This window comes from Pseudomonas sp. CFBP 13710 (assembly GCF_014842235.1).
Classification (GTDB): domain Bacteria; phylum Pseudomonadota; class Gammaproteobacteria; order Pseudomonadales; family Pseudomonadaceae; genus Aquipseudomonas; species Aquipseudomonas baltica.
On the sequence record NZ_JACYVJ010000013.1, the window covers coordinates 51,173 to 75,768 of the forward strand.

Sequence of the window (24,596 nt, forward strand, 5' to 3'; positions counted from 1 at the left end):
TGTATCAAGAAGGGAGCGTAGTCTACCGGATTCCCCCTTTCATCTCAAACTCTGCTCGCCGGTTGTCGGCGACCAGAGCAGTCGTCCTTCGATGGCAGACAGCGGCAGGTTGGCCACGGCAACCAAGCGGTCGTGGATGAACAGCAGCGGCAAACGATCGCGCACGAACCCTGGCAGCCGGCTTTCATTGAGCAAGCGCTTGAGGTCACGCTCGCCGCGAACGGGCAGGCGCAGGCGCTCGCCGCCCTGGCGGTAGCGGATCTGCGCGTGCCCCGGCAACGGGCCGCCCTGCCAATGCACCTCGCCGTTGCCGACCAACTGCAAGGCTTGTCGGGTGTCTGGCCAATCCTGAGACGGGGGCTGGGCCTGCGACCATTGGCCACTGACCCACCAGATCCGCCCGTGGGCCCTGTGCAGCTCGCCGTCGGCCAGGCGCCAGACGGGCGTAGCGGCGGGATCCGCGTCGCGCAGGGACGTCCAGCCAACCCAGTGCTGGGTATCGGGCAAGCGCGTCAGGGGCGCAAGCCAGTATTGCAGGGCATTGCGCTGACGGCTTTCGGACAGGGTACGAAGCGGCGCCAGGGTCAGGCTGGGCAATGCCAGCCAGGAAGGTTCGCCAGCCGTGTGCGCAGGCGCAAGGTCCCCGGCGGCCAGTTCATCCAGCAGCTGCGCCGCCTCGCTCAGGTGCGCGGCGGCCCTGGCGATACTGCCGGCAGCCTGGGGCCAGCGCGCCGTGATCACGGGCAGGACCTCGCCACGCAGATAGTTGCGAGAGAAACGCGTGTCGGTGTTCGAGGGGTCTTCGATCCACTGCAGGCCATGGTTGCGAGCGTAGGCAAGCAACTCGGCGCGAGGCTCGTCGAGCAACGGCCTCACCAGTACCCCCTGCCCTTGCGGCCGCTGCCTGGGCATTGCTGCAAGCCCTCGCACACCGGCGCCGCGCAGCAGACGAAACAGTACGGTTTCGGCTTGATCGTCCTGATGCTGGGCTGCGAACAGCACATCAGCGGCGCCGAGCAGCGCATCGAAAGCGCGATAGCGCGCTTGGCGTGCGGCTTGCTCCAGGCTGGCACCGTCCTGCACTCGAACCTTGATCACCTGCAAGGGCACATCGAGCTGATCGCAGAGTGCCTGGCAATGGGCAGGCCAGGTGTCGGCAACCGCTTGCAGGCCGTGATGGATATGAATGGCGGTCAGCGCTGGACGGTTGGGCACGCTGGCCAACAGGTGCAGCAGGACGGTGGAATCGAGGCCACCGGAGAGGGCGAGGTGCCAGGCGGGGGATTGCAGATAAGGCTGCAGCCTGTTGCTCAGGCGCTGGGCCAGGGCAGAGGGTTCACGCATGGGGCGACCCCTTTTCAGTCCATGGTTCGGGATCGGCGGTGCGCCCTTCGCGGGCAGAGGGCGCACTGCGGTCTGAACCCTTACAACCCGTAGCTCATCAACCGGTCATAGCGGCGGCCGAGCAAGGTCTCGGTGTCGAAACCCTTGAGCATGTCCAGCTGGCTGGTCAGCTCGGCGCGAATAAGGGCCGAGGCAGCGGCCGGATCGCGATGGGCGCCACCCAGGGGCTCATCGATCACCTTGTCGACGATGCCCAGGTGATTCAAGCGTTCGGCGGTGATGCCCATGGCTTCCGCAGCGTCCGGCGCCTTCTCGGCAGTCTTCCACAGAATCGACGCGCAGCCTTCGGGCGAAATCACCGCATAGGTCGAATACTGCAACATGTTCAGCTGGTCGCAGACGCCAATGGCCAGCGCACCACCGGACCCCCCTTCGCCAATGACCGTGGCGATGATCGGCGTCTTCAGCCGCGCCATGACCCGCAGGTTCCAGGCAATCGCTTCGCTCTGGTTGCGCTCTTCGGCATCGATACCCGGATAGGCGCCCGGTGTGTCGATGAAGGTGAGGATCGGCATCTTGAAGCGCTCGGCCATTTCCATCAGGCGGCAGGCCTTGCGATAGCCTTCAGGGCGCGGCATGCCGAAGTTGCGACGGACCTTCTCGCGCACTTCACGGCCTTTCTGGTGGCCAATGATCATCACCGGCTGGTCGTCGAGGCGGGCGACACCACCGACGATGGCGGCGTCGTCGGAGAAATGCCGATCACCGTGCAGTTCATCGAATTCGGTAAAGATGTGCTGGATGTAGTCCAGGGTGTACGGGCGGCGCGGGTGACGCGCGAGCCGGGCAATCTGCCAACTGGTCAGGTTGCCGAAGATGCTTTCGGTCAGCGTGCGGCTTTTGTCTTGCAGACGAGAGATCTCGTCGCCGATGTTCAACGAATTGTCGTTGCCTACCAGGCGCAGCTCTTCGATCTTGGCTTGCAGGTCAGCGATCGGCTGTTCGAAATCAAGAAAATTCGGGTTCATAGGCATCCGTCTTGGGTCGACGGCCAAGCGGCCGGCCGGTTGATCCGTTTGGCGCCATACCTTAAAGGAAACGGCGCGTTCAGGTCGAGTTTATTAATTGTGGTCGAACCCGCCCCGCAGGGCCAGTTCAACGATATTGCAGAAAGACGTTCTCGCGGCCGAACTGGTCACGCAGCGCTTGAATCAAGCTGTCGGCCGGGTCGATCCGCCAGCCTTCGCCAAACTGCAGCGTGGCCTTGGCATCGCTGCTGGTGTATTCCATGGTGATCGGGCAGGCGCCACGGTGCTGGCGACACAATTCACCGAGCCAGCCCAGCCGGTCGCCGCCCAGCCCGTCGGCGTGCACCTTGAGGCGCAGGCTTTCGGCCAGGTTGGTGCGCGCATCCTCCATGCTCATCACGCGCTTGACGCGCAGGCGCAGCCCCCCGGAAAAATCGTCGTTGCTGACCTCCCCTTCCACCACCACCATCGCATCGGTCTGCAGCAGCGACTGAGCGGACATGAAGGCATCGGCGAACAACGACGCCTCGATACGTGCCGAACGGTCGTCGAGAGTAATGAAACCCATCTTGTCGCCCTTCTTGTTCTTCATCACCCGCAGGGCGATGACCATGCCCGCCACCGTCTGGGTTTCGCGCGAAGGCTTGAGGTCGATGATGCGCTGGCGTGCGAAGCGGCGGATCTCGCCTTCGTATTCGTCGATCGGGTGCCCGGTCAGGTACAGCCCCAGAGTTTCCTTCTCGCCGCGCAGCCGCTCCTTGAGCGTGAGTTCCTTGGCCTTGCGGTGGCTGGCATAGACATCGGCGTCGGCTTCGACGAACACCCCGCCAAACAGGTCGTCGTGGCCGCTGTCGTGGGTGCGTGCGGTCTGTTCCGCCGCCTTGATCGCCCCTTCCATGGCGGACAGCAAGACTGCGCGGTTGCGATCGATGTTGGCCTGGTAGGCCTTGGTTTCATCATGGAAATGCGGGCCCAGCCGGTCGATCGCGCCACTGCGGATCAGGCCGTCGAGGGTGCGCTTGTTGATGCGCTTGAGGTCGACGCGCTCGCAGAAATCGAACAGGTCCTTGAACGGGCCGGCCTGACGCGCCTCGATGATCGCCTCCACCGGGCCTTCGCCGACACCCTTGATCGCGCCCAGCCCATAGACGATGCGACCGTCGTCGTTGACCGTGAACTTGAACTCGGAATTGTTCACGTCCGGCGCGTCCAGGCGCAGCTTCATGGTGCGCACTTCTTCGATCAGGGTCACGACCTTGTCGGTGTTGTGCATGTCTGCCGAGAGCACCGCAGCCATGAACGGCGCCGGGTAGTGGGTCTTGAGCCAGGCGGTCTGGTAGGACACCAGGCCATAGGCGGCAGAGTGGGACTTGTTGAAACCGTAGCCGGCGAATTTTTCCACCAGGTCAAAAATGTTCCCGGCCAGGTCCGGGTCGATATTGTTGCTCGCGCAGCCTTCGATGAAGCCACCGCGCTGCTTGGCCATCTCCTCGGGTTTCTTCTTGCCCATGGCGCGGCGCAGCATGTCGGCGCCACCCAGGGTGTAGCCCGCCATGACCTGCGCGATCTGCATCACCTGCTCTTGATACAGGATGATGCCGTAGGTCGGCGCCAGCACCGGCTTCAGGCCCTCGTACTGGTAATCCGAATGCGGATAGGCCAGCTCGGCGCGGCCGTGCTTGCGGTTGATGAAGTCGTCCACCATGCCCGACTGCAGCGGCCCAGGTCGAAACAGGGCCACCAGGGCGATGAGGTCTTCCAGGCAGTCGGGCTTGAGCTTTTTGATCAGCTCCTTCATGCCGCGCGACTCGAGCTGGAACACCGCCGTGGTCTCGGCCTTCTGCAGCAGCTGGTAGGTCGGTTTGTCGTCGAGCGGAATGAACGCGATGTCCAGCGGCGCGTCATTGACCTTGGCACGGTCGCGGTTGATGGTCTTCAACGCCCAGTCGATGATGGTCAGGGTGCGCAGGCCGAGGAAGTCGAACTTGACCAGGCCGGCGGCTTCCACGTCATCCTTGTCGAACTGGGTCACCAGGCCGTCGCCGGCCTCGTCGCAGTAGATCGGCGCGAAGTCGGTCAGTTTGGTCGGCGCGATCACCACACCACCGGCGTGCTTGCCGACGTTACGCACCACGCCCTCGAGCTTGCGCGCCATGTCCCAGATTTCCGCGGCTTCTTCGTCGACCTTGATGAAATCGCGGAGAATTTCTTCCTGTTCGTAGGCTTTTTCCAAGGTCATGCCGACTTCGAACGGAATCATCTTGGACAGCCGGTCGGCCAGGCCATAGGACTTGCCCTGCACCCGCGCCACGTCGCGCACCACCGCCTTGGCCGCCATGGAACCGAAGGTGATGATCTGGCTCACCGCATTGCGGCCATATTTGTCGGCCACGTAGTCGATGACCCGGTCGCGGCCATCCATGCAGAAGTCGACGTCGAAGTCGGGCATGGAGACCCGCTCGGGGTTGAGAAAGCGCTCGAACAGCAGGTCGTACTCCAGCGGATCGAGGTCGGTGATCTTCTGCACGTAGGCCACCAGCGAACCTGCGCCCGAACCGCGGCCCGGACCGACCGGCACGCCGTTGCTCTTGGCCCACTGGATGAAGTCCATCACGATCAGGAAGTAGCCGGGAAAGCCCATCTGGATGATGATGTCGAGCTCGAAATTCAGCCGGTCGACATAGACCTGGCGGCGCACCTCGTAATCCTCGGTGGTGTCCCTGGGCAACAGCACGGCAAGGCGTTCTTCCAGGCCGTCGAACGAGACCTTGCGGAAATATTCGTCAATGGTCATGCCATCGGGAATCGGATAGTCGGGCAGGAAGTGCTTGCCCAGCTTGACGTCGATGTTGCAACGCCTGGCGATCTCGACCGTGTTTTCCAGCGCCTCGGGCAAGTCGCTGAACAGCTCGGCCATTTCCTCGGCGCTCTTGAGGTACTGCTGGTCGCTGTAGTTCTTGTTGCGGCGCGGGTCGTCGAGCGCCCGGCCTTCACCGATGCACACGCGGGTTTCGTGGGCTTCGAAGTCTTCCTGCTTGATGAAGCGCACGTCGTTGGTGGCCACCAGTGGCGCGCCCAGACGGTCGGCCAGGGCCACAGCCGCGTGCAGGTATTCTTCGTCGTTGGTGCGATTGGTCCGCTGCACCTCGACATAGAACCGCTCGGGGAAAATCGCCATCCATTCGCGCAACAGGTTGTCGGCATCGCCCGGGTAACCGCCCAGCAGCGCCATGCCGATCTCGCCCTCCTTGCCCGCCGACAGGCAGATCACCCCTTCACTGGCTTCGGCCACCCACTGCCGTTCGACGATCACCTGGCCATTGCGCTGGCCCTCGATGAAGCCACGGGAAATCAGTTCGGTAATGTTGCGATAGCCGACTGCGTTCATCGCCAGCAGGCTGATGCGGCTCAACTGTCCATCGGGGTCGCGGTTGGCCAGCCACAGGTCGGCACCGCAGATCGGCTTGATGCCGGCGCCCATGGCCGCCTTGTAGAACTTCACCAGCGAACACATGTTGTTCTGGTCGGTCACCGCCACCGCCGGCATGTTCATGCCGGCCAGCGCCTTGACCAGCGGCTTGATCCGCACCAGGCCGTCGACCAGCGAGTATTCGGTGTGCAGGCGAAGATGAACGAAGGAAACCGACATGTTGATCCTATGGGTTGCGGTAGAACGACAAGGCCCGGATTGTACCGGGCCTTGATCAAAACATCAGCCTGCTAGACCCAGGCGGGCGCTTGATCGCTGCTTTCACGCGCCTGCCATGCGGCACGAACCGGTGCGAACGATCGCCGGTGAATAGGCGTCGGGCCCAGTCGGGCCAAGGCTTCCAGGTGCACCGGTGTAGGGTAGCCCTTGTGCCCGCCCATGCCATAGCCGGGGTAGATCAATTCGAACGCGGACATTTCCCGGTCGCGGCTGACCTTGGCCAGGATCGAAGCGGCGGCGATCGCCGGGACCTTGGCATCACCCTGGATCACCGGAGCGCTGGGCACGTCCAGTTGCGGACAGCGATTGCCGTCGATCAGTGCAAGCCTTGGCGTGATGCTCAGGCCCTGCACCGCCCGCTGCATGGCGAGCATGGTTGCGTGCAGAATGTTCAGGCGGTCGATCTCTTCGACTTCGGCGCGCGCGATGCACCAGGCCAGGGCTTTCTCGCAGATCTCTTCGTAAAGCAGTTCACGACGCGCTTCGGTGAGCTTTTTCGAATCGTTGAGCCCGAGGATCGGCCGTCGCGGATCGAGAATCACCGCTGCCGTCACCACCGCGCCGCACAGCGGCCCGCGGCCGACTTCGTCGACACCGGCAACCAGCTCTTCGACCAGATCGAAATCCAGCCCCATCTGCAGTTGCCTGCTTGTCTGTGGAGGCTTAGCCATCGTTCCTGCCTATCAGTTGCAACACGGCCTCGGCCGCCTGGTTGGACGCATCACGGCGCAGCGTGCGGTGAATAGCATCGAAGCCGCTGGTCTGTTCTTCACCGCTCGCCAGCAGGGGCAGCAGCCGGTCGGCCAGGGCCTGGGGCGTGGCCTCATCCTGCAGCAGCTCGGGGACCAGCATGCGCTGGGCCAGCAGGTTGGGCAACGACACGTAGGGGCTTTTGACCATACGCTTGAGAATCCAGTACGTCAGGGGCGCCAGCCGGTAGGCGACTACCATCGGGCGCTTGTACAACAAGGCTTCGAGGGTGGCCGTGCCGGAGGCGATGAGTACCGCATCACAGGCGGCCAGCGCGGTGTGCGAGTCACCGTCGAGCAAGGTCACCGGCAACGTCCGCCCGACGAGCATCTGCTCCAGTTGCGCGCGGCGCTGTGGGTTGGCGCAGGGAATGACGAAACGCATCTGCGGGTGCGCCTGCAACAGCAACTGGGCGCTGTCGAGGAACAACTCGCCCAGGCGACCGACTTCGCCGCCGCGGCTGCCCGGCATCAGCGCCACGACCGGAAAATCACCCGCCAGGCCCAGCTGTGCGCGGGCCTGACCGCGATCGGCGTGCAGCGCAATGGTGTCGGCCAAGGGATGGCCAACGAAGCGCACCGGCACGCCCTGCTCCTCGTAGAACCTGGCCTCGAAGGGCAGCAGCGTCAGCATCAGGTCGCAGCCCTGGCGAATCTTCAGCACCCGCTTCTGCCGCCACGCCCACACCGAAGGGCTGACGTAGTGCACGGTCTTGATCCCGGCCTGGCGCAGCTTGAGCTCGATGTTGAGGGTAAAGTCAGGAGCGTCGATGCCGATGAACACGTCCGGCTTGCACGCGATCAGCTCGGCAACCAGCTGCTTGCGCCGGGCCAGCAGTTCGCGCAGGCGACCCAGCACCTCGACCAGGCCCATGACCGACAGACGCTCCATGGGGAAGCGACTGACCAGCCCTTGGGCTTCCATCAGCGGACCCCCGACGCCGATGAACTGGATGTGCGGATGGCGTGCCTTGAGCGCGCGCATCAGCCCCGAACCCAGGATATCGCCGCTGGCTTCACCTGCCACCAATGCCACGGTCAGCGCTGCGGGGTGAGACATCAGCGGGTGATGCCGCGGGTCGAGGACTGGATCGACTTGAGGAAGACGTCGACCTCGGGGTACAGACGCGCTGGCTCGGCCAGATCGAGCAATGCCTGCTCGACGGTCAAGCCTCGGCGATAGACCGTCTTGTAGGCACGGCGCAGGGCGTGGATGGCGTCGTCGCTGAAGCCGCGGCGGCGCATGCCTTCGAAATTCATGCTGCGGGCTTCGGCCGGGTTGCCGAACACCGTGACATAGGCCGGCACGTCCTTGCCGATGGCCGTGCCCATGCCCGAAAAGCTGTGGGCACCGATGTGGCAATACTGGTGCACCAGGGTAAAGCCGGAAAGGATCGCCCAGTCGTGCACGTGCACATGGCCGGCCAGTGCCGTGTTGTTGACCAGGATGCAGTGGTTGCCGATCACGCTGTCGTGCCCGATGTGGGCGTACGCCATGATCAGGTTGGAATCGCCCAGCGTGGTTTCGGCGCGGTCCTGCACGGTGCCACGGTGAATGGTCACGCCTTCGCGGATGACGTTGTGGTCACCGATGACCAGGCGGGTTTCTTCGCCCTTGTACTTGAGGTCCGGCGTGTCTTCCCCGATCGAGGAAAACTGGTAGATGCGGTTGTGCCTGCCGATGCGGGTCGGCCCCTTGAGGATGACATGGGGACCGATCACGGTGCCCTCGCCGATTTCCACGCCCGCACCAACGATCGACCAAGGGCCGACTTCGACGCCATCTGCCAGAACGGCGGACGGGTCGATGATGGCGCGAGGGTCAATCAAACTCATAGCTTGCGTTCCGCACAGATGATCTCGGCCGAGCAGACCGGCTTGCCGTCGACCGAAGCCTTGCAGTCGAACTTCCAGATCTGCCGCTTGCAGCTGATGAACTTGGCTTCCAGGATCAGTTGGTCGCCGGGCAGCACGGGCTGGCGGAAACGCAGCTTGTCCGAACCCACGAAGTAGTAGAGCGTACCGTCGGCCGGTTTGACATCGAGCATCTTGAAACCAAGGATGCCGGCGGCCTGGGCCATGGCTTCGATGATCAACACGCCCGGCATGATCGGGTGCGCGGGAAAGTGACCATTGAAGAACGGCTCGTTGATGCTGACATTCTTGTAGGCGCGAATGCTCTGGCTTTCGACGTCCAGCTCCACTACGCGATCCACCAGCAGAAAGGGATAGCGGTGCGGCAGGTATTCGCGAATCTCGTTGATGTCCATCATTTCGGGGGGAAGCCTGTAGTAAAGATAGGGAGCGCGCGGCTGACGCGCGACACTCCTATTGCAAATCAAGGGGCAGTCTAGCGGCTGGGCACACTTGATATGGAAAGGGTATCAGCCATCAGATGACGCTTTACCGCCTTGGGTCACTGCCTCGACACGCTTTTCCACCTGCTTGAGGCGGCGCGCCATGTCGTCCAACTGCCGCAGTCGCGCGGCGCTCTTGCGCCACTCGGCCGCTGGCTGCATCGCCGTACCCGAGGAATAGGCACCGGGTTCGGTGATCGAATGGGTCACCATGGTCATGCCGGTGATGAATACCCCATCGCAGATCTCGATGTGCCCGACCAGGCCTACACCGCCTGCGAGCATGCAATTCTTGCCGATCTTGCTGCTTCCCGAAATACCGACACAGGCGGCCATGGCGGTGTTGTCGCCAATCTGCACGTTGTGGGCAATCTGGATCTGGTTGTCGAGCTTCACACCGTTGCCGATCAGGGTATCGGCCAACGCGCCGCGGTCCACGGCAGTGTTCACGCCGATCTCGCAGTCGTCACCGATGCTGACCCCGCCGATCTGGGCGATCTTCTGCCAGACGCCCTTCTCGTTGGCGAAACCAAAGCCCTCGCCACCCAGCACCGCACCGGACTGTATGACCACGCGCTTGCCGATGCGCACGTCGTGATAGAGGGTCACGCGCGGCGCCAACCAGCCACCTTCACCGATCTCGCAGCGCGCACCGATGAAGCAATGCGCGCCGACGGTCACCCCGGCAGCGATCCTGGCACCGCTTTCGATCACGGCGAACGGCCCGACACTGGCGGCGGCATCGACCTGGGCGTCGTCTGCAATGACGGCCGTCGGATGAACACCGGCGCTGGCGCGGGGCTTGGGATCGAACAGGTGGGAGATGCGCGCATAGGCAAGGTAGGGATCGGGGACGATCAGTGCATCGCCCTGAAAGCCTTCGGCATCGGCGGCCTTGAGCAGTACGGCGCCGGCATGGCTGTCGGGGAGAAACTTGCGGTACTGCGGGTTGGCCAGAAAGCTCAGCTGAGCTGGGCCGGCCTCCTGCAAGGTGGCCAGCCCAGTGATGATCTTCTCCGGGTCGCCACTGACCGTGGCCCCCAGGAACTCGGCCAACTGGCCGAGCTTCATGGTCGCTGTCATATCAGCGCGACTGATTCATGCGCTCGATGACCTGGCGCGTGATGTCGAACTGAGGCTTGACATCAATCACCGCACCGCGCTCCAGAACCAGGTCGAAGGCGCCCTTCTTGATGACTTCTTCAACGGCGCCGTCGAGCTTGGGCTTGAGCTGCTTGAGCATTTCGCGGTCGGCAACGGCCTTGGCTTCGTTCAGTTCCTTGGACTGGAACTGGAAGTCACGCGCTTTCTGCTTGAATTCAAGCTCCAGACGCTCGCGCTCGGGCTGGGCCATTTTGTCGCCACCGGCAACCAGACGGTCCTGAATGCTCTTGGCGCTGCTTTCCAGGGTTTTCAGCTTGCTCAACTGCGGGCCGAATTTCTTCTCGGCGTCTACCGCGTATTTCTTGGCGGCGTCGGACTCGAGCAAGGCCATCTGATAGTTCAGAACGGCGATTTTCATGTCGGCGAAGGCCGGAGCAGCACCCAACGAGGCGGCGAGCGTCGCTGCCAGAACAACCATTTGAGTCAACTTGCGCACGATAAACTCCTACAAAATCCGTTGTTGTTGCCAAGGAGCAGACCTTAGAAGGTCTGGCCCAGAGAGAATTGGAAGACTTGGGTTTCGGCATTGTCAGGCTTCTTGACCGGCATCGCCAGGCTGAAGCTCAACGGGCCCAGGGCGGTGATCCAGGTCACGCCCAAGCCTGCGGAAACGGCCATGTTGGCGATGTCGATGTCGTTGCAGCGAACCTTTTCACCAGCTTCCGTGGTCGTGTCATTACAGTTGGTGTCGAACACGTTACCTACGTCAACGAACAAGGAAGTCCGCAGCGAGCGCTGGTCCTTAACGAACGGCAGCGGAAACAGAACTTCTGCACCACCAGTAATCTGCACGTTGCCACCGAATGCCAAAGGATCTTGATCCGGATCCTCAAGAGTGCCTGGACGCTTGCCTCTGCTCGGTGTACTACGCGGACCTAGCGTACTGTCTTTGAAACCGCGTACCGAGTTGAAGCCACCGGCGTAGTAATTCTCGTAGAACGGCAAGCCGTCGGTAGAGCCATAGCCGTCACCGTAACCCAGCTCGGTGTGGAAGCGCATGGTGTAGTTTTCAGTGATCGGCACGAATGCCTGGTTGCGGTAGTCGACCTTGAAGAACGATAGATCGCTGCCCGGAATGGTCACTTCGCCGGTCAAGCTTTGCGAAGCGCCACGGGTTGGCAGCACGCCCTTGTTCAAGGTAGACGAAGACCAACCTGCCGAAGCCTTGAAGTTGGTGAAGTTCTCGCCTTCCTTCTCGATGAAATCGAAGATCTCTTCAACGGTGTATTTACCAGTCTTGATCTTGTCATTCTGCACGCTCAAGCCGAAGGTCAAACGCGAGGTTTCGCTGATCGGGTAGCCGAAGTTCATACCGGCACCCAGACTGTCCACGGCATAGCTGGCTACGTCGACGTCGAGGTCGTCGTAGTCGGTGGAGCGGTAGAAAGCGTTGTAGCCCAGGCTGACGCCGTCCGGCGTGTAGTAAGGGTCGGTGTAGCTGAAGTTGTAGCGGCTCTGGTACTCGCTGCGGGTCAGGCCGATGGACACACGGTTACCGGTACCCAGGAAGTTGTTCTGGCTGATCGAACCACCGAGGATCAGGCCGGCGCTCTGGGCAAAGCCGACGCTGGCGGTGATCGAACCGGAGGCCTGCTCTTCCACGGCGTAGTTGACGTCGACCTGGTCGTCGGTGCCTGGCACGGCCGGCGTCTCGACGTTCACTTCCTTGAAGAAGCCAAGGCGCTCGAGGCGGGTCTTGGATTGGTCGATCAGGTAGGTCGAGGCCCAGCCGCCTTCCATCTGGCGCATTTCGCGACGCAGCACTTCGTCTTCCGACTTGGTGTTGCCACGGAAGTTGATGCGGTTGACGTAGGCACGCTTGCCCGGATCGACCACGAAGGTGATATCGACCGTGTGGTCCTCGTCGTGCGGCTGAGGCACGCCGTTGACGTTGGCAAAGGTGTAGCCGTCGTTACCCAGGCGGCGGGTGATCAGCTCGGACGTGGAGGTCATGACCTTGCGCGAGAACACCTGGCCCTTCTTCACCAGCATCAGCTGCTGGACCTGATCTTCGGGGACCTTGAGGTCGCCGCTGAGCTTGACGTCGCGAACCGTGTACTTTTCGCCTTCGTTGACGTTGACGGTGATGTAGACGTGCTTCTTGTCCGGGGTGATCGACACCTGGGTGGACGCGATGTCCATGTTGATGTAGCCGCGGTCCAGGTAGTAGGAACGCAGACGCTCCAGGTCACCGGACAGCTTTTCCCGTGCGTACTTGTCATCGTTGCGGAAGAACGACAGCCAGTTGGACGTCTTGAGTTCGAACAGGTCGGTCAGGTCTTCTTCGGGGAATACCGAGTTGCCCACCACGTTGATGTGCTGGATGGCCGCAACCGTACCTTCGTTGATGTTGATCTTCAGGGCCACGCGGTTGCGTGGCTGGGTGACCACTTCGGTATCGACCGACGCCGAATAGCGACCCTGAGCCACGTACTGGCGCTGCAGTTCGTTGCGCACGCCTTCGAGGGTGGCACGCTGGAAGATCTCGCCTTCGGCCAGGCCGGACTGCTTGAGGCCCTTCATCAGGTCTTCGGTGGAGATGGCCTTGTTGCCTTCGATGTCGATACTGGCCACCGAGGGTCGTTCGACCACGGTGATCACCAGGACGTTACCGTCCCGGCCCAGCTGGATATCCTGGAAGAACCCGGTTTTAAAGAGTGCACGGGTCGATTCCACCAGGCGACCGTCGTCGGCCTGGTCACCTACGTTCAACGGCAACGCGCCAAACACGCTGCCGGCGGAAACCCGCTGCAGCCCGTTGACACGGATATCGGAGATGGTGAAGGACGCGGCGTGAACTTCAGCGATCATCAGTACGGCAAGAACCGCAGTTAGCAGCAGACGTTTCATGAAGTCCTTTCTTATTCCAACTGGCAATAAACAAACTGCCGCAGAAGCGGCAGGTTCGCAAACGAGCGAAGCGTTACAGTCGACCCAGATCGTTTATCAGGGCAAGCAGCATGACCCCAACCACCAGACTGATGCCGATCTGGATTCCCCAACCCTGTACCCGATCGGAGACTGGGCGACCACGCACCCACTCGATCAGGTAGAACAACAGATGCCCCCCATCCAGTACTGGAATGGGCAGCAAATTGAGAACTCCGAGGCTTATGCTCAGGTAGGCGAGGAAATTCAGGAAATCCCCAAAACCCGACTGGGCCGAAGCGCCCGCCACTTTAGCAATGGTTATCGGTCCACTCAAGTTTTTTACCGAGAGCTCGCCGAACAGCATTTTCTTCAGGGAATCAAGGGTCAGCACGCTCATGGTCCAGGTACGCCTGGCGCCCTCGACCACGGCATCGAGCGGCCCGTAGCTGACTTCACGCAGCATCTGCGGTGGCCACTCGACCGGTTTCACCCCGGCGCCGAGGTACCCGGCGGCCTTGCCTTCACCTTTGGAAACCAAGTTGACCGGGACATCCAGTGGCGCGTTGTCGCGCTCCACGCGCAGCACGATTCGGCTGTCCGGACGCTCGCGGACCAGGTCCACGACCTGCTGCCAATCGCCCAGGGGCTGGCCGTCCAGCGCCAGCAGACGGTCCCCGGTACGCAAACCGGCGGCCTGAGCCGGACCGTTGGGATCAAGCTCGGCGAGTATCGGCGCCAGCGCCGGACGCCATGGCCGAATGCCCAGCGAGCGAATCGGATCAGGCTCGTCGGAACCTTGCAACCACTGGTTCAGGGCCAGCGAGCGAGTGGCTTCGTTGCTGGAGCCAGGTTCGCGCACGGTCAATTGCAAGGCACCGGTTTCGCCCAGGCGCCGTACCATTTGCAGGTTCACCGCAGCCCAACCGGCGGTGCTTTCGCCATCCACCGCAACGATTTCCTCACCTGCCATCAGACCGGCGGTTGCCGCGATGCTGCCCGGCTCGACCGAACCGACCACCGGCTTGAGCTGCTGGGTGCCCAGCATCGCCAGCAGCCAGAAGAACACCAGGGCCAGCAGAAAGTTGGCCGCAGGCCCGGCGGCGACGATGGCGATGCGCTGACGCACACTCTTGCGATTGAACGACTGCTCGACCTGATCGGCCGGCACGTCGCCCTCGCGCTCGTCGAGCATCTTGACGTAGCCACCCAGCGGAATCGCCGCCACCACGAACTCCGTGCCCTGACGGTCATGCCAGCGCAACAGGGGCGTGCCGAAGCCCACGGAAAAACGCAGCACCTTGACGCCACAACGCCGTGCGACCCAGAAATGGCCGAACTCGTGAAAGGTAACCAGCACACCCAATGCCACCAGGGTGCCGATAATCATGTAGAGCGCACTCATAACTCTCTCCGAACTACGGCCATGCAGGGGTCAGCACCCGTGCTGGTTCAACCATTGCTGGGCCAGGTCCCGCGCGCGAGTATCCGCGGCGAAGACCGTGTCGAGCGTATCCAGCGCCACCACCGGTTCCCGATTGAGGACGTCCTCGATCATACGCGGGATCTGCGGGTAGCGTATGCGACGCTCGAGGAACGCCGCTACCGCGATTTCGTTCGCCGCGTTGAGCATGGCCGGGGCGCTGTCGCCCGCCTCCGCGGCCTGCCGAGCCAGGCGCAGGCAAGGAAAGCGTTGTTCATCGGGCGCTTCGAAATCGAGCCGCGCAATGGCGAACAGGTCCAGGGGTGCCACACCCGAATCGACACGCTGCGGCCAGGCCATGGCATGGGCGATCGGCGTGCGCATATCGGGGTTGCCCAGCTGAGCCAGCACCGAGCCGTCGACATAGTCGACCAGGGAATGGATCACGCTCTGCGGATGCACGACCACTTCGATCTGCGCGGGTCGCGCGTCGAACAGCCAGCACGCCTCGATCAGCTCCAGGCCCTTGTTCATCATGCTGGCCGAGTCGACGGAAATCTTGCGCCCCATCGACCAGTTGGGATGAGCGCACGCCTGCTCCGGCGTGACCTGTTCCAACGCTTCCAGCGGTGTCTGCCGAAACGGACCACCCGATGCAGTCAGCAATATGCGCCGCACGCCGACATTGCCCAGGCCGCGCTCGAAATCACCGGGCATGCACTGGAAAATCGCGTTGTGTTCGCTGTCGATAGGCAGCACCACGGCCCCGCTGTCGCGCACGGCCTGCATGAACAGTGCCCCGGACATGACCAGCGCTTCCTTGTTGGCCAGCAGCACTTTCTTGCCGGCATGGACCGCGGCCAAGGTAGGGCGCAGCCCGGCTGCGCCGACGATGGCCGCCATCACCGCATCCACTTCCGGCGCAGCGGCCACCTGGCACAGCCCTTCTTCACCCACCAGCACTTCGGTGCGCGAGCCGGCCTGGCGCAATGCCTGCTGCAAGGCGGTGGCACGCTCCTGGCTGGGCACCACGGCAAACACCGGGCGATGCACAAGGCACAGTGCCAACAGCTCGTCCATGCGCGAGAAGCCGCTCAGGGCAAATGCGCTGTAGCGGTCCGGATGCCGGGCGATGACGTCGAGTGTGCTCAGGCCGATAGAGCCGGTCGCGCCCAGCACGGTAATGCGCTGCACGCCGCTCACATCACGCCCCAGCCGGCAGCCCACAGCAGCACGGCAAACACCGGTACCGCCGCGGTCAGACTGTCGATGCGATCGAGCACACCGCCATGGCCCGGCAACAGATTGCTGCTGTCCTTGATGCCGGAGCGACGCTTGAACATGCTTTCGGTCAGGTCACCGACGACCGAGAGGGCCACCACGATCGCCGCGCCGATCAGGCCCGCGAGCATCTGGCCGATTCCCCAGTCGCGCACCAGGCCGATCGCCAGGGTGATCAGCAGGCTGGTCACCAGCCCGCCGTAGAAACCTTCCCAGCTCTTGCCGGGGCTGACCTGGGGCGCCAGCTTGCGCTTGCCCAGGGCCTTGCCGGTGAAGTAGGCGCCGATGTCGGCACCCCATACCAGCACCATGACGGTCATGATCAGCCAGTTGCCCAGCGGCCAGCCCTTGAGCAGCACCAGCCCTTGCCAGGCCGGCAGCAGGATCAGCAGGCCAATGAGCAGCTTGCAGGCAAGGCTGGCCCAATGTTCGCTGGTGCGCGGGTAGGTCAGCACCAGGAACGTGGCCAGGCACCACCACAGCACCGCCGCGCCGAGCACGAACGGCGCCAGGCCCGGCGTCAGGTAGAGGAAGAACAACAGACCCGCTACCACGGCGGCGAAGGCAATGCGCGCCGACTGTTTTTCGAAGCCGGCCAGCCGCGCCCACTCCCACGCGCCCAAGGTAACCACCAAGCCGATGAACAGGGCGAACCCTGCGCCTTCGAGCAGGAAGAAACCGCACAGGGCAATCGGCAGGAGAATCAGCGCAGTGATGATGCGTTGTTTAAGCATTAAGCACGGGCTCCGGCTTCGACCTGCTCGCTCGTTTTACCGAACCGGCGCTGGCGCGAAGCGAAATCGGCCAGCGCCGTGCGCATGGCCTCGTGTTTGAAATCCGGCCAGAACAGGTCGGAAAAATACAGCTCGGCGTAGGCCAGTTGCCACAGCAGGAAGTTGCTGATGCGATGCTCGCCGCCGGTTCGGATGCACAGATCCGGCAAGGGCAGGTCACCGGTGGCCAGGCAGGTCTGCAGCAGATCGGGAGTGATCTCCTCCGGCTTGAGGTGACCGGCCTGGACTTCCCGGGCAAGACGCTGCGCCGCCTGGGCAATGTCCCACTGGCCACCGTAGTTGGCGGCGATTTGCAGCACAAAACGGTCGTTACCGGCGGTGGCCGCTTCGGCTTCGCGCATGGCGGCCTGCAGGTCGGGGTGGAACCGCGAGCGATCACCGATGATCCGCAGGCTGATGCGGTTGTCGTTCAGCCGCCGCGCCTCGCGGCGCAGTGCACTGAAGAACAGCTCCATCAACGCCCCGACCTCGTCGGCCGGGCGCTGCCAGTTCTCGCTGGAAAAGGCGAACAAGGTCAGTACCTCGACCTTGGCCTCGGCACACACCTCGATGACCGCGCGCACAGCATCCACACCGGCCTTGTGCCCAGCGACACCGGGCAGCAAACGTTTCTTGGCCCAGCGATTGTTGCCATCCATGATGATCGCAACATGCCGCGGTACCGTGGAAGGTACAGCCAACTTGGTCTTTTCCATGAGACGGACTAATTCCTTAAACGGCCATCAGGTCCGCTTCTTTCTGCTTCACGGCCGTTTCGATGTCCGCGACGAACTTGTCGGTCAGCTTCTGGATGTCATCGGCGGCGCGACGTTCTTCGTCTTCGCTGATTTCCTTTTCCTTGACCAGGTCCTTGTACTGACTCAGCGCATCACGGCGAATGTTGCGCACGGCCACACGGGCGTCTTCGGCAGCGTCACGCGCCTGCTTGGTGAAGCCCTTGCGGGTTTCTTCGGTCAGCGCAGGCATGGAGATCAGCAGCAACTCGCCCAGGTTGGTCGGGTTGAGGTTGAGGCCGGCGGCACCGATGGCCTTGTCGACCGCGCCGAGCATGTTGCGCTCGAACGCGACAACCTGCAGGGTGCGCGAATCTTTCACGCTGATGCTGGCGACCTGGTTGATAGGGGTGTCGGCACCGTAGTAAGGGACCTGAACGCCTTCCAGAATGCTGGGGTGCGCCTTGCCGGTACGGATACGACCGAACGCGTGCTGCAGCGACTCCAGGGATTTCTGCATGCGCGCCTGCGCATCCTTCTTGATTTCGTTGATCATACTTCGCCTTCCTCGATCAGAGTTCCTTCGGCGCCGCCCACTACGATGTTCAGCAGAGCGCCAGGCTTGTTCATGTTGAATACCCGCAACGGCATCTTGTGATCACGGCACAGGCAGATGGCGGTCAGGTCCATCACGCCCAGCTTGCGATCCAGTACTTCATCGTACGTCAGGCGGTCGAATTTCTCAGCATGGGGATCCTTGAACGGATCGGCCGTGTAGACACCGTCGACCTTGGTCGCCTTGAGCACCACGTCGGCATCGATCTCGATGGCGCGCAGGCAGGCTGCGGAGTCGGTGGTGAAGAACGGGTTGCCGGTGCCGGCGGCGAAAATTACCACATCGCCGGAATTGAGGTGACGAATACCCTTGCGGCGATCGTAATGGTCGGTCACGCCGACCATCGAGATGGCCGACATGACGATGGCGGCGATGTTGGAGCGCTCCAGCGCATCGCGCATGGCCAGGGCGTTCATCACGGTTGCCAGCATGCCCATGTGGTCGCCGGTGACACGGTCCATGCCGGCTGCGCTCAGGGCGGCACCGCGGAACAGGTTGCCACCGCCGATGACCAGGCCCACCTGGACGCCGATGCCTACCAACTGGCCCACTTCGAGGGCCATGCGGTCCAGCACTTTCGGGTCGATCCCGAAATCTTCGGACCCCATCAGGGCCTCGCCGCTAAGTTTGAGCAAAATGCGTTTATAGCGAGGTTGACGACCACTCACCTGCTGAGCCATTGCGTGTCTCTCCTGCGGCGTTTAATAAATTCTGGACGGGCCGGTGTACGGCGCGCCTAACTCTAGCTTGCGGCACTGCGACAGTACCACCGGACCTGCGCCTTGTAAGCGGCTAAATCCGGGCACCAACTTTGAAAAAGAGGCTGCGCGCGTAAGCGGGCAGCCTCTTTGGGGCAACAGGACGAATCCGTCTTATTGCTTGCTGGCAGCGGCCACTTGTGCGGCAACTTCGTCAGCGAAGTTGTCGACAGGCTTCTCGATGCCTTCGCCTACCTTGAAGTAGGTGAACGAAACGATTTCAGCACCGGCTTTCTTGGCCAGGTCACCGACCTTGACTTCAGGGTTCTTGACGAACGCCTGCTCGACCAGGCTGGCTTCGGCAAGGAACTTGCTGATGCGACCGGCAACCATCTTCTCGACGATCTCGGCTGGCTTGCCCTTGATCTTGTCTTCGTTGAGGCTCATGAAGACGCCCTTCTCGCGCTCGATGGCCTCGGCCGAAACCTGCGATGGCAGCAGGAATTCCGGGTTGCTGGCTGCAACGTGCATGGCGATGTCGCGAGCCAGTTCGGCGTTGCCGCCGTTCAGGGCAACGATGACACCGATCTTGTTGCCGTGCAGGTAGGCATCGACAACGTCGCCTTCCACACGCACCAGGCGGCGGATGTTGACGTTTTCGCCAACCTTGCCGACCAGGGCTTCACGCGCTGGCTCTTGAGCGGCGATCAGCGGAGCGGCGTCGGTCAGCTGGTCGGCGAAAGCCTTTTCCACGCTGGCGGCGACGAAGTTCTTGAAGTCGTCCTGCAGAGCCAGGAAGTCGGTCTGCGAGTTGACTTCCAGGATGACTGCGGACTTGTTGTCGGCAGCAACCTTGACGGCGATGGCGCCTTCGGCAGCAACGTTGCCTGCTTTCTTGGCGGCCTTGATGGCGCCGGAAGCACGCATGTCGTCGATGGCTTTTTCGATGTCGCCGCCGGCCTTGGTCAAGGCCTTTTTGCAATCCATCATGCCTTCGCCGGTACGCTCGCGCAGTTCTTTGACCAACGCTGCAGTAATCTCTGCCATTTCAAATTCCTCTTGGATAGGTGTCTAACCATTCCACCCGTTAACGGGCGCTCAATTCTTGACCTTGCCAGCGGCTCTTTACAATTGGAGCGGTGACGATGCCGGCAATGGTTCTCGAGGTGGCAAAAAGGGGGCCTAGCCCCCTTTTTGCGTACCGAGTAAACGCTGGGCGTCTAGACTCAGCCTTCTACCGCTGCGGCAGGTGCGTCCTGAACGTATTCTTCAGTACCGCCAGCCACGTGGTTGCGACCACGGATGACCGCGTCGGCCATCGAACCCATGTACAGCTGGATGGCGCGAATGGCGTCATCGTTGCCTGGGATGATGTAGTCGACGCCTTCAGGGCTGCTGTTGGTGTCGACGACGCCGATGACCGGGATACCCAGCTTGTTGGCTTCGGTGATCGCGATGCGCTCGTGGTCGACGTCGATGACGAACAGTGCGTCAGGCAGGCCGCCCATGTCCTTGATACCACCCAGGCTGCGATCCAGTTTTTCCAGATCACGGGTGCGCATCAGCGCTTCTTTCTTGGTCAGCTTGGTGAACGTGCCATCTTCGGCCTGGGTTTCCAGGTCACGCAGACGCTTGATCGAAGCGCGGATGGTCTTGAAGTTGGTCAGCATGCCGCCCAACCAGCGATGGTCGACGTACGGCGAGCCGCAACGTGCTGCTTCCTCGGCCACGATCTTGCCGGCGGAACGCTTGGTGCCGACGAACAGGATCTTGTTCTTGCCCTGGGCCAGGCGCTCTACGAAGGTCAGTGCTTCGTTGAACATCGGCAGGGTTTTTTCGAGGTTGATGATGTGGATCTTGTTACGCGCGCCGAAAATGTACTTACCCATTTTCGGATTCCAGTAACGGGTTTGGTGACCGAAGTGCACACCGGCCTTCAGCATATCGCGCATGTTGACTTGGGACATGATAGTTCCTTGATAAGTCGGGTTAAGCCTCCACGTATCCCAATGACCAACCGGCGGCATAACCTCCGGCACCCAGGTCATCGTGTCGACACGTGTGTGGGTTTGGTTGCTTCCAGGGCATCCCCGGAAAGCGGCGCATTTTATACCATAGCCGCCCCGATATAGAAACCTGAAATAGCGTCGATGCACAACGGCTTTTGCGCCGCTGCCTGATTCGCGCGACAATGCACGCCATCACCTCTTATATAGAGGCGCCGCCAGCGCCGCGCGGCAGTCCGCGGCGGCTCTGGTAGAATCGCCTCGATTTCCAGCCTGCGAACGCGCGCAAGCGCTCAGAGAGCCCCGAATGACCGTTACCATCAAGACCCCCGAAGACATCGAGAAGATGCGAATTGCCGGCCGCCTGGCGGCCGAGGTGCTGGAGATGATCGCGCCTCACGTCAAGCCCGGTGTCACTACCGAAGAGCTCGACCGCCTGTGCCACGACTACATCGTCAACGAGCAACAGGCCATCCCTGCCCCGCTCAACTACAAGGGTTACCCCAAGTCGATCTGCACCTCGATCAACCATGTGGTCTGCCACGGCATTCCCAACGACAAGCCGCTGAAGAATGGCGACGTGCTGAACATCGACGTCACCGTGATCAAGGACGGCTACCACGGCGACACCAGCCGCATGTTCCACGTCGGCAGCGTGCCGGTGTGGGCCGAGCGCCTGTCGCAGGTGACCCAGGAATGCCTGTACAAGGCCATCGAGCTGGTCAAGCCCGGATGCCGCCTGGGCGACATCGGCGAAGTCATCCAGAAGCACGCCGAGAAGAACGGTTTTTCCGTGGTACGCGAATTCTGCGGCCACGGCATCGGCAAGGTGTTTCACGAAGAACCGCAGGTGCTGCACTACGGGCGTGCCGGCACTGGCATGGAGCTCAAGGAAGGCATGACCTTCACCATCGAGCCGATGATCAACCAGGGCAAGGCCGACACCAAGGTGCTGGGCGATGGCTGGACGGCCATTACCAAGGACCGCAAGCTGTCCGCGCAGTGGGAGCACACCCTGGTGGTGACCGCCAGCGGCTACGAAATCTTCACCTTGCGCAGCGACGACACCATTCCCCGCGTCTCGGCGTGAAGCCACGCGTGCGGGCAACCCGTTCAGGCCACTAATCTCTTCAGGAATACGACATGCCGCAGGTGGATCCGGAGTTGTTCGATCGCGGCCAGTTCCAGGCCGAACTGGCGCTCAAGGCCAGCCCTATCGCAGCCTTCAAGAAGGCGATTCGCCAGGCACACGATGTGCTCGACGAGCGTTTTCGCAACGGCCGTGACATTCGCCGGCTGATCGAAGACCGTGCCTGGTTCGTCGACAACATTCTGGAGCGGGCGTGGAGCCAGTTCGACTGGGACGAGGATGCCGACATCGCCCTGGTCGCCGTGGGCGGCTACGGTCGCGGCGAACTGCACCCCTACTCCGACATCGACCTGATGATCCTGCTCGAGAGCGCCGACTACGAGGTGTTCCGCGATTCGATCGAGCGCTTTCTCACGCTGCTGTGGGACATCGGCCTGGAAGTGGGCCAGAGCGTGCGCTCCATAGATGAATGCGCCGAGCAGGCGCGCGCCGACATCACGGTCATCACCAACCTGATGGAAAGCCGCACCATCGCCGGCCCGGAACGGCTGCGCAAGCGCATGCTCGAGGTCACCAGCACCGAGCGGATGTGGCCAAGCCGCGAGTTCTTCCTGGCCAAGCGCGCCGAGCAGAACGCCCGCCACCACAAGTACAACGACACCGAGTACAACCTGGAACCCAACGTCAAGGGCTCGCCCGGTGGCCTGCGCGATATCCAGACCCTGCTGTGGGTGGCGCGCCGCCAGTTCGGCACGCTGAACCTGCACGCGCTGGCCGGGGAAGGCTTCCTGGTAGAGAGCGAGAACAACCTGCTGGCCTCTTCCCAGGAATTCCTCTGGAAGGTGCGCTATGCCCTGCACATGCTTGCCGGGCGTGCGGAAGATCGCCTGCTGTTCGATCACCAACGCTCCATCGCCGGCTTGCTGGGCTACAAGGACAGCGATGCGAAACTGGCCATCGAGCGGTTCATGCAGAAGTACTACCGCGTGGTGATGAGCATCGCCGAACTCAGCGACCTGATCATCCAGCATTTCGAGGAAGTGATTCTCGGCGACCCCGAAGCCGGCTCCACGGTGCCGATCAATTCGCGCTTCCAGCTGCACGATGGCTACATCGAGGCCACCCACACCCAGGTCTTCAAGCGCACACCGTTCGCCATGCTGGAAATCTTCGTGCTGATGGCGCAGAACCCGGAGATCAAGGGCGTGCGCGCGGACACCATCCGCCTGCTGCGCGAGCATCGCCACCTGATCGACGACAGCTTCCGCAACGATATCCGCAACACCAGCCTGTTCATCGAGCTGTTCAAGTGCGAAGTCGGCATTCACCGCAACCTGCGCCGCATGAATCGCTACGGCATCCTGGGCCGCTACCTGCCCGAGTTCGGCGATATCATCGGCCAGATGCAACACGACCTGTTCCACATCTATACAGTGGATGCGCACACGCTCAACCTGATCAAGCACCTGCGCAAGCTGCAGTACACCCAGGTTTCGGAGAAATTCCCGCTGGCCAGCAAGGTCATGGAGCGCCTGCCCAAGCCGGAGCTGATCTACCTCGCCGGGCTGTACCATGACATCGGCAAAGGCCGCAACGGCGACCATTCCGAGCTTGGCGCAGTGGATGCCGCGCAGTTCTGCCAGCGCCACCAGTTGCCCGCCTGGGACAGCCGCCTGATCGTCTGGCTGGTGCAGAACCATCTGGTGATGTCGACCACCGCGCAGCGCAAGGACCTGTCCGACCCGCAGGTCATCCATGACTTCGCCCAGCAGGTGGGCGACGAGGTGCACCTGGACTACCTCTACGTGCTCACCGTGGCCGACATCAACGCGACCAATCCCAGCCTGTGGAACTCCTGGCGTGCCAGCTTGCTGCGCCAGTTGTACACCGAAACCAAGCGCGCCTTGCGTCGCGGCCTGGAGAACCCGCTGGATCGCGAAGAGCAGATCCGCCGCACGCAGAGCGCGGCGCTGGAGATACTGGTACGCGGCGGCACCGATCAGGACGACATCGAGCAGCTCTGGTCGCAGCTGGGCGACGACTATTTTCTGCGCCACAACGCCGGCGACGTGGCCTGGCATACCGATGCCATCCTGCAGCAGCCCGCCAATGGCGATCCGCTGGTGCTGATCAAGGAAACCACCCAGCGCGACTTCGAGGGCGGCACGCAGATCTTCATCTACGCGCCCGACCAGCACGATTTCTTCGCGGTGACGGTGGCGGCCATGGACCAGCTCAACCTGAACATCCACGACGCCCGCATCATCACCTCCAGCAGCCAGTTCACGCTCGATACCTACATCGTGCTGGACAACGACGGCGGCTCGATCGGCAACGACCCGCGCCGCATCGCGCAGATTCGCCAGGGCCTCAGCGATGCGCTGCGCAACCCCGATGACTACCCCAACATCATTCATCGCCGCGTGCCGCGTCAGCTCAAGCATTTCGCGTTCCCCCCGCAGGTCACCATCCAGAACGATGCCCAGCGTCCGGTCACCATCCTGGAGCTGAGCGCGCCCGACAGGCCCGGCCTGCTGGCACGCATCGGCAAGATCTTCCTGGAGTTCGACCTGTCGTTGCAGAACGCCAAGGTTTCCACGCTGGGCGAACGCGTGGAAGACGTGTTCTTCATTACCGATGCGAACAATCTGCCCCTGTCCGACCCGCAACTGTGCAGTCGGCTGCAGGCCACCATCATCGACCAACTCAGTGTCAGCCAGGCGCCCGGCGTCGAGCTGTCCCGTTTGAGCATTTGA

20 protein-coding genes are annotated in these 24,596 nt (G+C 62.3%); 2 read left to right on the forward strand and 18 right to left on the reverse strand.

Annotated elements, in window-relative coordinates:
* Nucleotides 1-39: 39 nt before the first annotated feature.
* The 18 genes from tilS to rpsB all read right to left on the reverse strand — a co-directional run bounded on the left by tilS (nt 40) and on the right by rpsB (nt 20,711).
* On the reverse strand, nt 40-1,344 hold the full coding sequence (gene tilS, locus IFT44_RS19555) for a tRNA lysidine(34) synthetase TilS (protein WP_192176447.1): 1,305 nt from the start codon (nt 1,342-1,344) through the stop codon (nt 40-42).
* An 80-nt stretch (nt 1,345-1,424) separates the two neighbouring features.
* Nucleotides 1,425-2,372 carry an acetyl-CoA carboxylase carboxyltransferase subunit alpha gene (locus IFT44_RS19560; protein ID WP_122476555.1) on the reverse strand — a complete coding sequence of 316 codons (948 nt, stop codon included), beginning with the start codon at nt 2,370-2,372 and terminating at the stop codon, nt 1,425-1,427.
* A 127-nt stretch (nt 2,373-2,499) separates the two neighbouring features.
* Nucleotides 2,500-6,021 (reverse strand): DNA polymerase III subunit alpha, encoded by a 3,522-nt coding sequence (gene dnaE, locus IFT44_RS19565; RefSeq protein ID WP_192176448.1) that lies wholly within the window; start codon nt 6,019-6,021, stop codon nt 2,500-2,502.
* 71 nt (nt 6,022-6,092) lie between these two features.
* Nucleotides 6,093-6,722, reverse strand: coding sequence for a ribonuclease HII (gene rnhB, locus IFT44_RS19570; RefSeq protein WP_163007437.1), 630 nt, complete (start codon nt 6,720-6,722; stop codon nt 6,093-6,095).
* A gap of 22 nt (nt 6,723-6,744) precedes the next feature.
* Nucleotides 6,745-7,890 (reverse strand): lipid-A-disaccharide synthase, encoded by a 1,146-nt coding sequence (gene lpxB / locus IFT44_RS19575; protein WP_185794265.1) that lies wholly within the window; start codon nt 7,888-7,890, stop codon nt 6,745-6,747.
* The gene (lpxA, locus tag IFT44_RS19580) at nt 7,890-8,666 is read right to left on the reverse strand and encodes an acyl-ACP--UDP-N-acetylglucosamine O-acyltransferase (RefSeq protein WP_192176449.1); all 777 of its coding nucleotides are present in this window, start codon (nt 8,664-8,666) and stop codon (nt 7,890-7,892) included. The genes lpxB and lpxA overlap by 1 nt, the downstream gene beginning before the upstream one ends.
* Nucleotides 8,663-9,103, reverse strand: a complete 441-nt coding sequence (fabZ, locus tag IFT44_RS19585) for a 3-hydroxyacyl-ACP dehydratase FabZ (RefSeq protein WP_043185101.1) — start codon at nt 9,101-9,103, stop codon at nt 8,663-8,665. Before fabZ ends, lpxA begins: the two co-directional genes overlap by 4 nt.
* A 111-nt stretch (nt 9,104-9,214) precedes the next feature.
* Nucleotides 9,215-10,270, reverse strand: coding sequence for a UDP-3-O-(3-hydroxymyristoyl)glucosamine N-acyltransferase (gene lpxD, locus IFT44_RS19590; protein ID WP_122476563.1), 1,056 nt, complete (start codon nt 10,268-10,270; stop codon nt 9,215-9,217).
* Nucleotide 10,271: 1 nt separating this feature from the next.
* Entirely contained in the window at nt 10,272-10,787 is a 516-nt protein-coding gene (locus IFT44_RS19595) for an OmpH family outer membrane protein (RefSeq protein WP_043185097.1), read from the reverse strand.
* Nucleotides 10,788-10,831: 44 nt separating this feature from the next.
* Complete coding sequence (gene bamA, locus IFT44_RS19600) at nt 10,832-13,201, reverse strand: outer membrane protein assembly factor BamA (protein WP_192057851.1); 2,370 nt, start codon at nt 13,199-13,201, stop codon at nt 10,832-10,834.
* A gap of 73 nt (nt 13,202-13,274) precedes the next feature.
* Complete coding sequence (gene rseP, locus IFT44_RS19605; RefSeq protein ID WP_122476566.1) at nt 13,275-14,624, reverse strand: sigma E protease regulator RseP; 1,350 nt, start codon at nt 14,622-14,624, stop codon at nt 13,275-13,277.
* 30 nt (nt 14,625-14,654) lie between these two features.
* On the reverse strand, nt 14,655-15,845 hold the full coding sequence (gene ispC, locus IFT44_RS19610) for a 1-deoxy-D-xylulose-5-phosphate reductoisomerase (protein ID WP_192176450.1): 1,191 nt from the start codon (nt 15,843-15,845) through the stop codon (nt 14,655-14,657).
* A complete protein-coding gene (locus tag IFT44_RS19615) occupies nt 15,842-16,657 on the reverse strand; it encodes a phosphatidate cytidylyltransferase (protein WP_192052794.1) in 816 nt (271 codons plus the stop codon). Before IFT44_RS19615 ends, ispC begins: the two co-directional genes overlap by 4 nt.
* Nucleotides 16,657-17,412: a polyprenyl diphosphate synthase gene (gene uppS, locus IFT44_RS19620; protein WP_122476571.1), complete on the reverse strand. Its 756-nt coding sequence runs from the start codon at nt 17,410-17,412 to the stop codon at nt 16,657-16,659. The genes IFT44_RS19615 and uppS overlap by 1 nt, the downstream gene beginning before the upstream one ends.
* Before the next feature lie 16 nt (nt 17,413-17,428).
* Nucleotides 17,429-17,986, reverse strand: coding sequence for a ribosome recycling factor (gene frr / locus IFT44_RS19625; protein WP_122476572.1), 558 nt, complete (start codon nt 17,984-17,986; stop codon nt 17,429-17,431).
* Entirely contained in the window at nt 17,983-18,726 is a 744-nt protein-coding gene (gene pyrH / locus IFT44_RS19630; RefSeq protein ID WP_049862287.1) for a UMP kinase, read from the reverse strand. The genes frr and pyrH overlap by 4 nt, the downstream gene beginning before the upstream one ends.
* Nucleotides 18,727-18,918: 192 nt before the next feature.
* Nucleotides 18,919-19,791: a translation elongation factor Ts gene (gene tsf, locus IFT44_RS19635; protein WP_122476588.1), complete on the reverse strand. Its 873-nt coding sequence runs from the start codon at nt 19,789-19,791 to the stop codon at nt 18,919-18,921.
* A 179-nt stretch (nt 19,792-19,970) separates the two neighbouring features.
* The gene (gene rpsB / locus IFT44_RS19640; protein WP_049862289.1) at nt 19,971-20,711 is read right to left on the reverse strand and encodes a 30S ribosomal protein S2; all 741 of its coding nucleotides are present in this window, start codon (nt 20,709-20,711) and stop codon (nt 19,971-19,973) included.
* A gap of 346 nt (nt 20,712-21,057) precedes the next feature.
* Here rpsB and map point away from each other — a divergent pair, with 346 nt between their 5' ends.
* Both map and IFT44_RS19650 read left to right on the forward strand, forming a co-directional pair.
* Nucleotides 21,058-21,840 (forward strand): type I methionyl aminopeptidase, encoded by a 783-nt coding sequence (gene map, locus IFT44_RS19645; protein WP_192176451.1) that lies wholly within the window; start codon nt 21,058-21,060, stop codon nt 21,838-21,840.
* A gap of 53 nt (nt 21,841-21,893) precedes the next feature.
* Entirely contained in the window at nt 21,894-24,596 is a 2,703-nt protein-coding gene (locus tag IFT44_RS19650; protein ID WP_122476591.1) for a [protein-PII] uridylyltransferase, read from the forward strand.